This window comes from Ensifer sp. SL37 (assembly GCF_026672675.1).
In the GTDB taxonomy this organism is placed as follows: domain Bacteria; phylum Pseudomonadota; class Alphaproteobacteria; order Rhizobiales; family Rhizobiaceae; genus Ensifer; species Ensifer adhaerens.
Genome location: NZ_JAPPRN010000006.1, coordinates 1,603,623 through 1,615,994 on the forward strand (window position 1 = coordinate 1,603,623; position 12,372 = coordinate 1,615,994).

13 protein-coding genes are annotated in these 12,372 nt (G+C 62.3%); 11 read left to right on the top strand and 2 right to left on the bottom strand.

What is annotated here, in order from left to right; all coding sequences use genetic code 11:
• Nucleotides 1–2: 2 nt before the first annotated feature.
• Entirely contained in the window at nt 3–917 is a 915-nt protein-coding gene (locus OVA00_RS19835; RefSeq protein WP_034802940.1) for a polyprenyl synthetase family protein, read from the bottom strand.
• 145 nt (nt 918–1,062) lie between these two features.
• On the opposite strand from OVA00_RS19835, the gene mtgA reads away from it, so the two are divergent.
• The 5 genes from mtgA (at nt 1,063) to OVA00_RS19860 (ending at nt 4,207) form a co-directional block, all read left to right on the top strand.
• Nucleotides 1,063–1,836 (top strand): monofunctional biosynthetic peptidoglycan transglycosylase, encoded by a 774-nt coding sequence (gene mtgA / locus OVA00_RS19840; protein ID WP_060611264.1) that lies wholly within the window; start codon nt 1,063–1,065, stop codon nt 1,834–1,836.
• A 102-nt stretch (nt 1,837–1,938) separates the two neighbouring features.
• Entirely contained in the window at nt 1,939–2,673 is a 735-nt protein-coding gene (locus tag OVA00_RS19845; RefSeq protein WP_268089515.1) for a DUF1868 domain-containing protein, read from the top strand.
• Nucleotides 2,670–3,317: a glutathione S-transferase family protein gene (locus tag OVA00_RS19850; RefSeq protein WP_268089516.1), complete on the top strand. Its 648-nt coding sequence runs from the start codon at nt 2,670–2,672 to the stop codon at nt 3,315–3,317. Before OVA00_RS19845 ends, OVA00_RS19850 begins: the two co-directional genes overlap by 4 nt.
• Nucleotides 3,318–3,462: 145 nt before the next feature.
• Entirely contained in the window at nt 3,463–3,648 is a 186-nt protein-coding gene (gene rpmF / locus OVA00_RS19855; RefSeq protein ID WP_034802928.1) for a 50S ribosomal protein L32, read from the top strand.
• 157 nt (nt 3,649–3,805) lie between these two features.
• Nucleotides 3,806–4,207: a membrane protein gene (locus OVA00_RS19860; protein ID WP_034802925.1), complete on the top strand. Its 402-nt coding sequence runs from the start codon at nt 3,806–3,808 to the stop codon at nt 4,205–4,207.
• 94 nt (nt 4,208–4,301) lie between these two features.
• Here OVA00_RS19860 and phaR read toward each other — a convergent pair whose 3' ends face one another.
• Nucleotides 4,302–4,880 carry a polyhydroxyalkanoate synthesis repressor PhaR gene (gene phaR, locus OVA00_RS19865; RefSeq protein ID WP_034802922.1) on the bottom strand — a complete coding sequence of 193 codons (579 nt, stop codon included), beginning with the start codon at nt 4,878–4,880 and terminating at the stop codon, nt 4,302–4,304.
• Between the two features lie 223 nt (nt 4,881–5,103).
• Between phaR and OVA00_RS19870 the strand changes: the two genes are divergently transcribed.
• From OVA00_RS19870 to fdxA, 6 genes are all read left to right on the top strand, one after another.
• Nucleotides 5,104–6,285, top strand: a complete 1,182-nt coding sequence (locus OVA00_RS19870; RefSeq protein WP_060521477.1) for an acetyl-CoA C-acetyltransferase — start codon at nt 5,104–5,106, stop codon at nt 6,283–6,285.
• A 13-nt stretch (nt 6,286–6,298) separates the two neighbouring features.
• On the top strand, nt 6,299–6,658 hold the full coding sequence (locus tag OVA00_RS19875; protein WP_034802905.1) for a hypothetical protein: 360 nt from the start codon (nt 6,299–6,301) through the stop codon (nt 6,656–6,658).
• A gap of 17 nt (nt 6,659–6,675) precedes the next feature.
• Nucleotides 6,676–7,401 (top strand): beta-ketoacyl-ACP reductase, encoded by a 726-nt coding sequence (locus tag OVA00_RS19880; protein WP_034802902.1) that lies wholly within the window; start codon nt 6,676–6,678, stop codon nt 7,399–7,401.
• A 653-nt stretch (nt 7,402–8,054) separates the two neighbouring features.
• Nucleotides 8,055–11,120 carry a helicase-related protein gene (locus tag OVA00_RS19885; protein ID WP_192493705.1) on the top strand — a complete coding sequence of 1,022 codons (3,066 nt, stop codon included), beginning with the start codon at nt 8,055–8,057 and terminating at the stop codon, nt 11,118–11,120.
• 8 nt (nt 11,121–11,128) lie between these two features.
• Nucleotides 11,129–11,542 (top strand): RNA-binding S4 domain-containing protein, encoded by a 414-nt coding sequence (locus tag OVA00_RS19890; protein WP_034802899.1) that lies wholly within the window; start codon nt 11,129–11,131, stop codon nt 11,540–11,542.
• Between the two features lie 270 nt (nt 11,543–11,812).
• Nucleotides 11,813–12,151, top strand: a complete 339-nt coding sequence (gene fdxA, locus OVA00_RS19895; protein ID WP_060521473.1) for a ferredoxin FdxA — start codon at nt 11,813–11,815, stop codon at nt 12,149–12,151.
• Nucleotides 12,152–12,372: the final 221 nt, after the last annotated feature.

Sequence of the window (12,372 nt, forward strand, 5' to 3'; positions counted from 1 at the left end):
ATCTAGCTCCTGCGATTGGCGATGAAACGGGCGGCTTCGACGAGAATGGCCGAGCGCACTCCATAGGGCGCAAGCAGCGCTTCGGCTTCGGCGACCAGTTGCTCCAGCCGGTCTTCCGCCCAGGTCTGGCCGTTGAGCGCGACCAGCGTGCCCTTGCCACGGGCGGCGTCCTTGCCGGTTGCCTTGCCCATGGTCTCAGCATCCGCGGTAAGGTCGAGCAGGTCGTCGGCAAGCTGGAAGGCAAGGCCGATCTTTTCGCCGAAGGCGCGAAGCCGCGCGCGGTCCTCCTTCGCGGCGCCGGCGACGATGGCGCCAGCCTCGCAGGCAAAGCGGATCAGGGCACCTGTCTTCATCGCCTGCAGCGTGACGATCCCGGCCTCGTCCGGTGGCGACTTTTCCGCGGCCAGGTCGAGCGCCTGTCCGCCGGCCATGCCGCCGTGGCCGGCGGCGCGTCCGAGCGCCAGGATCAGTTCCACCTTCTGCGCATCCGAAAGCGCTGTCTCGGGTGCTGCGATGATATCGAAGGCGAAGGTCAGCAGGCTGTCGCCGGCAAGAATTGCCGTCGCCTCATCGAAGGCCCTGTGCACGGTCGGCTGGCCGCGGCGCATGTCGTCGTCGTCCATCGCCGGCAGGTCGTCATGGACCAGCGAATAGCAATGCACGCATTCGAGTGCCGCGCCGACGCGCAAGGCCGCATCGCGATTGCCGCCGAGCAGATCGGCGCATTCGATCACCAGGAAGGGGCGCAGACGCTTGCCGCCGTTCAGCACGCCGTGGCGCATGGCCGCGAGCAGGTTTGCCGGCCGGGCGATTTCGTCGGCTTCCGTCGTCTGGCCGAGCAGACGTTCCAGCAGACCCTCGACGGTGCGGGCATTGGTGGCGAGGCGACGGGTAAAAGGCGATGTGTCCTGGCTCATGCGCGCTCTTTGACATGGGCGAAGAGGGCTTTCAACGGGGATTCGTGTCGCAGCCGCGCGCTTTCCCTGGGACAGCCTTCTCCGCGCCTTGCCTTTTGCCAGAAAGCCCGTTCAACTCTGCCTGCGCATGCACTAAGAGAAGCGGATGGACAGCGAGGTGAACAGTCAGGCCGCGAACGTCGTTCCGGAAGCGCGCGAGGAGGGCGAATTGCCTTCCAGTCGCTGGTCTTCGCTTCGCCGGACGTTGCGCACGCGTCGCCGCCAGATCGTCCTGGCTGTCCTGGGCTTTCTCGTCCTTCCCTACGCGCTGATCGTTCTCTACCTGGTGGAGTTCATCCATCCCGTCTCGACGCTCATGCTGCGCGATCTCGTGCTGCTGCGCGGCTACGATCGGCAATGGGTCGAGTTCGATGATATCGCCCCGGTTCTCGTGCAGTCGGTGATGATGTCGGAGGACGGGCAGTTTTGCGCCCATGACGGCGTCGACTGGGGCCAGATGCGGGGCGTGGTCGAGGATGCGCTCGAAGGGGAATCCACCCGCGGCGCGAGCACCATTCCGATGCAGACGGTCAAGAACCTCTATCTCTGGAACGGTCGTTCCTTCCTGCGCAAGGGCATGGAACTGCCGCTGGCGGTCGCCGCCGACTTCGTGTGGAGCAAGCGGCGGATGATGGAGATCTATCTGAATATCGCCGAATGGGGCGACGGGATCTATGGTATCGAGGCGGCCGCCCGCCATCATTTCGGGGTTTCAGCGTCGAAGCTCTCGCGCCGGCAGGCGGCGCTGCTTGCGGTGTCGCTGCCCAATCCGAAGGAGCGCATCGCCGGAAAGCCAGGCCGCGGGCTCAAGCGCCTGGCGAACCTGATCGAGCGCCGCGCCAGCCGCTCCGGCGGTTACATCACCTGCCTTTATAATTAGGATCAGACCTTTTCATTGGATGGGCTCGTCGGGCGATGTCATGCTCGCGTTGTAGAGTTCTGCCATCTGGGCCTCTCTCCCTTCGAAAGGCCCGATTGCTCCATGACCTTGATTTCCCCCTCGCTTCTCGCCCTTGGCCGCAGCGCCAACGATGTCCCGCCGAGACATCTCGGCACGCGCTACAACACCCAAGGCCTCTTCCTGCTGGAACCGGGCAACACGGTCGTGTCTCACGTTGCCGCCGGATCGCCGTCCGAGGCCGCCGTGCTTGCGGTGCGCGACCGGTTGATGGCGATGCCCGAGGCGCGGCAGTTCGCCTTTACCCAACCGTCCAGCCTGCACATGACGATCTTCCAGGGCATCATCGAACACCGCCGGAAGCTCCCTTACTGGCCGGCTGACATGCCGCTCGATACGCCGATCGCGGTGATGACGGCGCACTATTGCGAACGCCTTGCGCATTTTGCGCCGCTGGAGCAGTTCCGCGCCCGCGTGACCGAGATTACGCCGACGGGCCTTGCACTCGAAGGCGACGGTGCCGCCGACCGCGCCTGTCTCAAGGCCTGGCGCGACGCTTTCGCGGAAGCCTTCGGCTATCGCCATCCGGATCATGACGACTACCAATTCCACATCACCTATGCCTACCCCGTCGACTGGCTCGACGATGCGGCGCTGCCGCGCTGGCAGGCGATGCTGGACGAGCAGCTCGCTTTTCTGCGCGAGCAGGCGCCGGTGATCGCGCTCGATCCGCCGGCCTTCTGCTCGTTCGAGGACATGAACCATTTCGAGGAACTGATCGTTTTCTCGGAGAGACCAGCAATCAAGGAACAGAAATGACCGGACTTACACTCTATGTCGGCAACAAGAACTATTCGTCCTGGTCGATGCGGCCATGGATCGCGATGACGGCAGCCGGCATCGATTTCTCGGACGTGGTCGTTCCGTTCGATTTCGCGGCCGGCAATCCGGAGATCCGGGCAATCTCGCCGACCGGAAAGGTGCCGCTGCTGCGCCACGGGGACCTGCTTATCTGGGAATCACTGGCGATCATCGAATATGTCGCCGAACTCTTTCCCGACGCCGGGCTGTGGCCGGCCGACCCTCAGGCGCGCGCCCGGGCTCGCAGCTATTCGATGGAGATGCTGTCAGGTTTCCGCGCTCTGCGTGGTGCCTGCCCGATGAACATCCGTCGGCCAAAGCAGGCGCTGGACGTTGGCGCGGACGTCCGCGCGGACGTGGCGCGTATCGAGCAGATCTGGACGGAGGCGCTTGTGCTTTCCGGTGGCCCGTTCCTCTTCGGGTCCTTCAGCGCGGCCGATGCGATGTACGCGCCTGTGGTCAACCGCTTCGACGTCTACGATCTCGTTGCGGATCGAGAAACGCTCGGCTACATGAACCGCGTGAAGGCACATCCGGCGTTTCTGAAATGGGAGGAGGCCGCCCGCGCAGAGCCGTGGGTCGTCGCCGAAGACGAGGTCTGAAAAGGTCGAGTCGAAAAATTGCCCGTGGGGACTGGTCAAACGGCAGTTGTCCATGTATAAGCGCGCCAAATTTCCGTGATTAACATCTGTTTTACACGGCCATTTCGGCTGCTGAACAGTGTTTGCCCGATAAGTGGAGAATGAAATGGCTGTACCTAAAAGAAAAACGAGCCCGTCCAAGCGTGGCATGCGCCGTTCGGCTGACGCTCTGAAGACCCCGACCTACGTCGAAGACAAGAACTCCGGCGAACTGCGTCGCCCGCACCACATCGACCTGAAGACCGGCATGTACCGTGGCCGTCAGGTTCTGACCCCGAAGGAAAGCGCATAAGCGTTTCCGTTCGCGGATTAGGTTCAAAGGGCTGGCTCTGCCGGCCCTTTTGTTTTGCATCTGACATGATCTTGCTTGGACGCCGTGGTATCGCTGGCGCCTTGCGTGACGACGCCGCATAAACATGGTCCACCATAAACGCGGTCAAGGAGTTCTGATGCTTGCTGCCATACCGCTGCTGATCCTGCCTTTTGCAATCTACAATCTCGCGATGATCGGAATGTTCGGCGGCCTCGCCGGCCTGAACGCCGACATGGTGTCGCTCTCCATGCTATCAGGCGCGACCTGGACGATGCGCTTCGGCGACCTTCTGATCGTCGGCGCCCTGCTGTTGCTCTTCGTCGAATTGCTGAAAGCGACGCGCACGAGCAGCCGCGCACTGATGGATCATCTGCTCTCGATGATCCTGTTCATCGTCTTTTTGATCGAATTTCTGCTGCTCGCACCGGCGGCAACGCAGCTCTTCTTCATCCTGATGACCATCAGCTTCATCGATGTTATCGCCGGCTTTGCCGTCTCGATGCGCTCGGCCGGCCGGGACGTGTCGATCGGCCTCTAGGTCCAGACGGTTCGGGGCGACGCCGCCCCGATTTCCGCGATCTCTGTTCAGGTGAGGTGAAGGCAGGAACCGTATTCCTGCCTGGTGGTCCTGCTTAGCCGAGATTGTCGAGCTTGGTCTGGAGCGCGCGAAGCTGCTCCTTCAGCTCGTCGATATCCTTGGCTTCGGCCTTCTTTGTTTCCTTCACGGGCGGCGCGGTGATGAAGGGCGAAAACATCTGCATGGCCTGATGGAACATCTCGGTGTTGCGACGCACCTGCTCTTCGACAAGTTGCAGCGGAACCTGCAGGTTTTTGCCGAGCGGCGTGTCGCCGAAGGCCTTGTTGATCTGCTCGCGCATCTGCGACTGCTGCTCGGTGAAAGCCTGCATCGAGTGTTCGAGATAGCTCGGCACCACCATCTGCATCTGGTCGCCGTAGAACGAGATCAGCTGGCGCAGGAAGGAGATCGGCAGCAGCGTGTTGCCGGTCTTGGACTCCTGCTCGAAGATGATCTGCGTCAGCACGGAATGGGTGATGTCCTCGCCGGATTTTGCATCCTGAACGATGAAGTCCTCACCCTTCTTCACCATCACAGCCAGGTCGTCGAGCGTGACATAGGTGCTGGTCCCGGTGTTGTAGAGCCGCCGGTTCGCATATTTTTTGATAACGATCTGGCCTTCGTGCTTCGCCATCAGGGTCTCCTCTCCCCCATCATCCCGTCTTTATTGCGTTTTTCAGAGTATCCGCAAAAGCGCGCCGCTGACAATGTCTTTGTGCGTTGCGGCGACGCAAGTGCAAAATCTTGCGGTTGCGTTTTAGGTGACGCTTTTGTGGCACTGCATCAAGGCGTTTGACTTGCGTCGCGCGCTTTGCCAGTCTGCCTGCATTAGGCAAGAAGATCTGAGGAAACGTCCCATGAGCAATCCCTCCATCGTGATCGCCAGCGCCGGCCGCACCGCGGTCGGTTCCTTCAACGGTGCCTTTGGCAATACGCCGGCGCATGAACTTGGCGCTGCCGTCATCAAGGGCGTGCTCGAGCGCGCAGGCGTCGAGGCTGCCGAGGTCGACGAGGTGATCCTCGGCCAGGTGCTGCAGGCAGGCGAAGGCCAGAACCCGGCGCGCCAGGCGGCGATGAAGGCGGGCGTTCCTCAGGAAAAGACCGCCTGGGGCATGAACCAGCTCTGCGGCTCGGGCCTGCGCGCCGTCGCGCTCGGCATGCAGCAGATTGCAACCGGTGATGCTGAGATCATCGTCGCCGGCGGCATGGAGTCCATGTCGATGGCGCCGCATTGCTCGCATCTTCGCGGCGGCGTGAAGATGGGCGACTTCAAGATGATCGACACGATGATCAAGGACGGCCTGACCGACGCCTTCTACGGTTATCACATGGGCATCACTGCCGAGAACGTCGCTCGCCAGTGGCAGCTCAGCCGCGAGGAGCAGGATGCGTTCGCGCTCGCCTCGCAGAACAAGGCCGAAGCCGCCCAGAAGGCCGGGCGCTTTGCCGACGAGATCATTCCCTTCATCGTCAAGGGTCGCAAGGGCGACGTCACCGTCGACCAGGACGAATATATCCGCCACGGCGCAACGCTCGATCAGATGACGAAGCTGCGCCCCGCCTTCGACAAGGAAGGCACGGTCACCGCCGGCAATGCCTCCGGCCTCAATGACGGCGCCGCAGCCACCCTGCTGATGACCGAGGCGCAGGCCTCCAAGCGCGGCATCCAGCCGCTCGCCCGTATCGTTTCCTGGGCAACCGCCGGCGTCGATCCGCAGGTCATGGGCACCGGCCCGATCCCGGCGTCGCGCAAGGCGTTGGCAAGGGCCGGCTGGGCGATCGGCGATGTCGAACTGGTGGAGGCCAACGAAGCCTTCGCTGCCCAGGCCTGCGCGGTCAACAAAGACCTCGGCTGGGATCCGTCGATCGTCAACGTCAATGGCGGCGCGATCGCCATCGGTCACCCGATCGGCGCGTCCGGCGCCCGCGTGCTCAACACGCTGCTGTTTGAAATGAAGCGCCGCGGCGTTTCCAAGGGGCTTGCAACCCTCTGCATCGGCGGCGGCATGGGCGTCGCCATGTGCGTCGAGCGGCTCTGATCGGTCTGGCGGCATGAACAGCGCCAGGTGGGTTCCATTTTCCCTGCTTCTGGCCGGTTCGCCGATCGTTTCTGCACATGCCAATCCCGCGCCTCTTAACGAGGCGCGGCTGGTAGAGTGCATGCTGGAACATACGACTTCCGACGAGGAGAGCGTTTTCAAGGACGTGATGGTCGCGGCCTTGAACGATGACGGCGGCGCATTGAAGGTGTCGCTGGAGCAGCTCTCCGCGGTGATGATGGGTCTCGCGCTGGAGAAGTGCGAGGTGGCTCTGTCCGCGCTGGCTACGCCGCAGTTTCAAGCGGCCGCCGGGCTCTACGGGCAACAGGTCGGCGAAAAGCTGATGCAGAAGGCATTCGAAAAACTGAACTGATCAAGTGGGAGGCGCATATGAGCAGGGTAGCATTGGTCACGGGTGGGTCGCGCGGCATTGGTGCGGCAATTTCCATCGCACTCAAGAATGCCGGCTACAAGGTGGCTGCCAACTATGCCGGCAATGACGAGAAGGCTCAGGCCTTCAAGCAGGAAACCGGCATCCCGGTCTACAAATGGGACGTTTCCAACTATCAGGCCTGTGCCGAGGGCATCGCCAAGGTCGAGGCCGATCTCGGTCCGGTCGATGTGCTCGTCAACAATGCCGGCATCACCCGAGATGCCATGTTTCACAAGATGACGCCGGAGCAATGGGGTGAGGTGATCGGCACCAACCTCACCGGTCTCTTCAACATGACGCATCCGCTCTGGTCGGCCATGCGTGACCGTGGCTTCGGTCGCGTCATCAACATCTCGTCGATCAACGGCCAGAAGGGCCAGATGGGTCAGGCCAACTATTCGGCGGCCAAGGCCGGCGATCTCGGCTTCACCAAGGCGCTCGCCCAGGAAGGGGCTGCCAAGGGCATTACCGTGAACGCGATCTGCCCCGGCTATATCGGCACGGAGATGGTGCGGGCGGTGCCGGAGAAGGTGCTCAACGAGCGCATCATCCCGCAGATCCCGGTTGGCCGCCTCGGCGAACCGGAAGAAATCGCCCGCTGCGTGGTGTTCCTCGCCTCCGACGATGCCGGCTTCATCACCGGCTCGACGATTTCGGCGAACGGCGGACAGTTTTTCGTCTGAGCATCAGACAAGCCGAACATTACCAGACGGCGCCTTTCGAGGCGCCGTTTCCATGCGGCGGCAGCGCTGAGAATCCCGCTCGAAATCCTGAAGTTGCGCTGGCAGTTCCGTTGCCGGAGGGGGGCGTAGACACTATATCTTGTGGAGAACAAAGGTGGAATGACGCGCGGTCTGCGAGTCGCTGCCGAATGTTCCCGCACTGGTCGCGACTCTAAACTGCGATTCTCATTCTCTCTCTTGGGTGAATCCCTGACGAATTTCGTGAAAAATTTTCCAGGCTTTCCAGAGTCTTGGATTCGGAATCCTTGGACCTGTCAGGCAATGGCAGAGCCGGGATTGTTGCGCGCCAAAGGGCCTGATGCGCGGAATCAGCTCCAGATTCAGCATGTGGTGCAACGTTCGGCGTTGAAATCTATATGTAGTCGTGAACATACAGTGAATCACAATGAGTCGTCGATTCGTCGCCGATTCGTTCCACGGCTGTTCCAATTGTCGATTGCGCCGACCACAACAGGTGGTGCAATGGGCTGAGAGATGCCAAGCGATGGTTTTAGTTGTCGGCGCCCCTTGCGTTTGGCTCGGTGCGTGGGCATGTGTTTGCCGCCAGCGTGAAAAGACGCTGCCGTAATTTCTGAATGCCCGGGATCGATGACGTGTCCGTTCACCCCATGATCCTGAGCGGCCGCGGTGTCACCGCGGTGCTCGGGCCTACCAATACCGGCAAGACGCACTACGCGATCGAGCGCATGATTGCGCACGACAGCGGCGTCATCGGCCTGCCGCTGCGGCTGCTGGCGCGCGAGGTCTATACGCGCCTGGTCGAAAGGGTCGGCCACCACAACGTCGCGCTGATCACCGGCGAGGAAAAGATCACCCCGCATCGCGCGCGCTATTCGGTCTGCACCGTCGAGGCCATGCCGCGCGAGACGACGGCGTCCTTCGTCGCGATCGATGAAGTGCAGCTTGCCGGAGATCTCGAGCGCGGCCATATCTTTACCGATCGGATCCTGCACCTGCGCGGTCGCGGCGAGACGCTGCTGCTCGGTGCCGGAACGATGCGGCCGATCCTCGAGCAGTTGCTGCCCGGCATCACCGTCGTCGAGCGGCCGCGCATGTCGCAATTGCTCTATGCCGGTTCGAAGAAGATCACCCGCCTGCCGCACCGCACGGCAATCGTCGCCTTCTCTGCCGACGAGGTCTATGCGATCGCCGAGCTGATCCGCCGCCAGCGTGGCGGTGCCGCCGTCGTGCTCGGCGCGCTGTCGCCGCGCACGCGCAATGCGCAGGTGGCGCTCTACCAGGAAGGTGACGTCGAATACCTGGTCGCGACCGACGCGATCGGCATGGGCCTCAATCTCGACGTCGACCATGTCGCCTTCGCGCAGGACCGCAAGTTCGACGGCTATCAGTTCCGCAATCTCAACCCGGCCGAACTCGCGCAGATCGCCGGCCGCGCCGGCCGGCACTTGCGTGACGGTACGTTCGGTGTGACCGGCCGCGTCGATCCCTTCGACAACGAGCTGGTCCACCGTATCGAGGCGCATGAATTCGATCCGGTGAAGGTGCTGCAATGGCGCTCGAAGGCGTTCGACTACGCGTCGATTGCCGCTCTGAAGAAGAGTCTTGAGGCCGCGCCGACGGTTCCCGGCCTTGCCCGGGCGCTACCTGCAGTAGACCAGCAGGCGTTCGAGCATTTGGCCCGCTACCCTGAGGTCGTCGACATCACGACCAATGCGGAGCGGGTGGAAAAACTGTGGGAAGCCTGCGCGCTGCCGGACTATCGGCGCATTACACCGGCTCAACATGCCGACTTGATCTCGACGATCTACGCGGATCTTGTCCGCCGCGGTACCGTAAACGAAGATTTCATGGCCGAGCAGGTCAGGCGGGCCGATCATACGGACGGTGAGATCGACACACTTTCGGCGCGAATCGCGCAGATCAGGACATGGACTTATGTGTCGAACCGGCCGGGATGGCTGGCCGATCCGACACACTGGCAAGAAAAGACGCGGGAAATTGAAGATCGATTATCCGACGCACTACATGAACGGTTGACGAAACGCTTTGTTGATCGCAGGACATCTGTGCTCATGAAGCGCCTGAGAGAGAATGCTATGCTGGAAGCTGAAATCAGTGTGAATGGTGATGTCTTCGTTGAAGGTCATCACGTAGGACAACTAACCGGTTTCCGGTTTACGCTGGCGACCGGCGGCGATGGCCCGGATGCCAAGGCTGTGCAGGGTGCTGCCCAGAAGGCGCTGGCGCTCGAGTTTGAGGCACGCGCCGCGCGGCTGCATGCTTCCGGCAACAACGACCTGGCGCTTTCGTCGGATGGTCTTGTGCGCTGGCTCGGCGATCCCGTCGCCCGTCTGACGGCAAGCGACCACGTCATGCGCCCGCGCGTCATCCTGCTGGCCGACGATCAGCTGCAGGCGAACGCCCGCGAGCACGTTCTGGCGCGCATCGAGCGTTTCGTGAACCATCACATCGGAACGGTCTTGAAGCCGCTCGACGATATTTCGCGCGCTGAAGATCTCGAAGGTCTCGCCAAGGGCCTCGCCTTCCAGCTCGTCGAAAACCTCGGCGTGCTGTTCCGCCGCGATGTCGCAGACGACGTCAAGTCGCTCGACCAGGACGGTCGCGCTTCGATCCGCAAGTACGGCGTTCGCTTCGGCGCCTACCACATCTTCCTGCCGGCGCTCCTGAAGCCGGCTCCGGCTGAACTCATCACGCTCCTCTGGGCGTTGAAGAACGACGGCCTCGACAAGCCCGGCTATGGCGACCTCATCCCGATGCTCGCCGCCGGCCGTACGTCTGTCGTTACCGATCCGTCTTTCGAGCGGACCTTCTACAAGCTCGCCGGTTTCCGCTTCCTCGGAAAGCGTGCGGTGCGCATCGATATCCTCGAGCGCCTCGCTGACCTCATCCGACCGCTCCTTCAGTGGAAGCCGGGCACGCAGCCGCGTCCGGAAGGCGCCTATGACGGCCGCCGCTTTACCGCGACCACCTCCATGCTCTCGATCCTCGGTGCAACGCCCGACGACATGGAAGAGATCCTGAAGGGCCTCGGCTACCGCGCAGACAGCGTCAAGGCCGAGGAGGCCCAGGCCTTCCTCATGGGTCAGGATGGTGGTGCTGCCGTTGCTGCCGCCGCTTCCGAACCGGTCGCTGCCGTTGATGACGCCGATGCCGGCGACAGTGCGGCAGAAGCCGAGACTGCAGTCGTCGAGGCACCTGCTGCCGAGGCCGAAAAGGCCGAAGCTGACGTTGCCGTCGCTGCCGACGGGGCCCAGCCTGCTGAGGCTCAGGTGACCGAGACCCAAGTGACGGAGACCGGCGAGCCGGTCGAAGCCAAGCCCGTTCTGCTCTGGCGTCCTGGCACCCGTCAGGACAACCAGCGCCAGGGCGGTGGCCGCCACGAGGGCGACCAGCGTCGCGGCGGTCAGCGCCACGGGCGTGGCCAGGGCCAGGGCCAGGGCGAAGGACGTGAAGGCGGGCGCAAGGGTGGTCAGCAGGCGCGTGGCAAGCGCCATGACGGTGGCAAGCCGGAAGGCGGCCTGCGCCAGGATCGCGGCGAGCGTCATGATCGTCACGACCGCGGCGGCAAGCCGGGTCAGGGCAAATTCGAGGCGCGTCCGCCGCGTCGCGAAAAGCCGGTGGATCCGGATTCGCCCTTCGCCAAGCTTGCTGCTCTCAAGGAGCAGATGAAGAAGTAAGGTAGACCATGGAAAAACAGCCTGCGTCCAACCCGGCATCGCGCCAGCGTCTCGACAAGTGGCTGTTTTTCACGCGGCTGATCAAATCCCGATCGCTTGCGCAAAAGGCGATCGAGGGTGGCCGTGTCGCCGTCAACGACGAGCGCGTGACGCAGTCGTCGTTTCAATTGAAGACGGGCGATATGCTCGAACTTGCGCTCGACCGGCGCAGTCTGATCGTCCGGGTCGTGGGCCCGGGTGAGCGGCGCGGTCCCTATGAGGAAGCGCGTCTGCTTTACGACGATCTGACGCCAGAGCAGCCGAAGGAGAAGTTGTCGGCCTACGAGCTTGCCACGCGCGAGCGCGGAGCGGGCCGGCCGACGAAGAAGGAGCGGCGGGAAACCGATCGGCTAAAGCCCGATTTCGATCCGCGCGAGGACTGATAGGCGCCGCCAACCCTGCCCGCCGCTGGCTGTAAAACACGAGGCGCTTTTGCGCGACAGCCTTTAGAAAACTCTGCCTTTGCCGTGGCGTTTCGCGCATTGAATATTCTTGCAAAGGGTCCATAAAGCCTTTACCTGACAGACCCACGTTGGGTGCATCGGGTTTGCTTCGGCAGCTATGCGCGCCGGACATTCCTAGCATGCGCGGACGACGAGCATCACCATTGATTGCCGTCTGCCATCAAACGTGAGCATTGGCTGGAGTACCTCATGACGTATGTCGTGACCGACAATTGCATTCGCTGCAAGTATACCGACTGTGTTGAAGTCTGCCCCGTGGACTGCTTCTACGAGGGTGAGAATTTCCTCGTCATTCATCCCGACGAGTGCATCGATTGTGGCGTTTGCGAGCCGGAATGTCCTGCCGAGGCGATCAAGCCGGATACCGAGCCGGGTCTTGATATGTGGCTGAAACTGAACGCGGATTTCGCTTCGAAGTGGCCGAACATCACCGTCAAGCGCGATCCGATGCCGGAAGCGAAGGAGATGGACGGCGTCGAAGCCAAGTACGAGAAGTTCTTCTCGACCGAGCCGGGCCAGGGCGACTGAGACGAAGCGGTCGCCGCCGTTCGTCGAGGCTGACGAAGCAAAGCTGCCCCCGGGGCGCAAAGCTGGGGAAAACACGAGCCGCGCTCGCAGTTGCGAGAATGGTGGCTTGATGGCTGCCATGCAGCAAATTATTGATTTCGGCACTTTTTTGTGATAGGTTCCTTCTACTGATCCACAGAGGGTGTTTTTGCGCGCCCGAAAACCATCACGAAAGCAAACGA

Coding starts and splice junctions, on each gene's coding strand:
- OVA00_RS19835 (WP_034802940.1), bottom strand. CDS start 917: ATGAGCCAGGACACATCGCCTTTTACCCGTCGCCTCGCCACCAATGCC.
- mtgA (WP_060611264.1), top strand. CDS start 1,063: ATGGACAGCGAGGTGAACAGTCAGGCCGCGAACGTCGTTCCGGAAGCG.
- OVA00_RS19845 (WP_268089515.1), top strand. CDS start 1,939: ATGACCTTGATTTCCCCCTCGCTTCTCGCCCTTGGCCGCAGCGCCAAC.
- OVA00_RS19850 (WP_268089516.1), top strand. CDS start 2,670: ATGACCGGACTTACACTCTATGTCGGCAACAAGAACTATTCGTCCTGG.
- rpmF (WP_034802928.1), top strand. CDS start 3,463: ATGGCTGTACCTAAAAGAAAAACGAGCCCGTCCAAGCGTGGCATGCGC.
- OVA00_RS19860 (WP_034802925.1), top strand. CDS start 3,806: ATGCTTGCTGCCATACCGCTGCTGATCCTGCCTTTTGCAATCTACAAT.
- phaR (WP_034802922.1), bottom strand. CDS start 4,880: ATGGCGAAGCACGAAGGCCAGATCGTTATCAAAAAATATGCGAACCGG.
- OVA00_RS19870 (WP_060521477.1), top strand. CDS start 5,104: ATGAGCAATCCCTCCATCGTGATCGCCAGCGCCGGCCGCACCGCGGTC.
- OVA00_RS19875 (WP_034802905.1), top strand. CDS start 6,299: ATGAACAGCGCCAGGTGGGTTCCATTTTCCCTGCTTCTGGCCGGTTCG.
- OVA00_RS19880 (WP_034802902.1), top strand. CDS start 6,676: ATGAGCAGGGTAGCATTGGTCACGGGTGGGTCGCGCGGCATTGGTGCG.
- OVA00_RS19890 (WP_034802899.1), top strand. CDS start 11,129: ATGGAAAAACAGCCTGCGTCCAACCCGGCATCGCGCCAGCGTCTCGAC.
- fdxA (WP_060521473.1), top strand. CDS start 11,813: ATGACGTATGTCGTGACCGACAATTGCATTCGCTGCAAGTATACCGAC.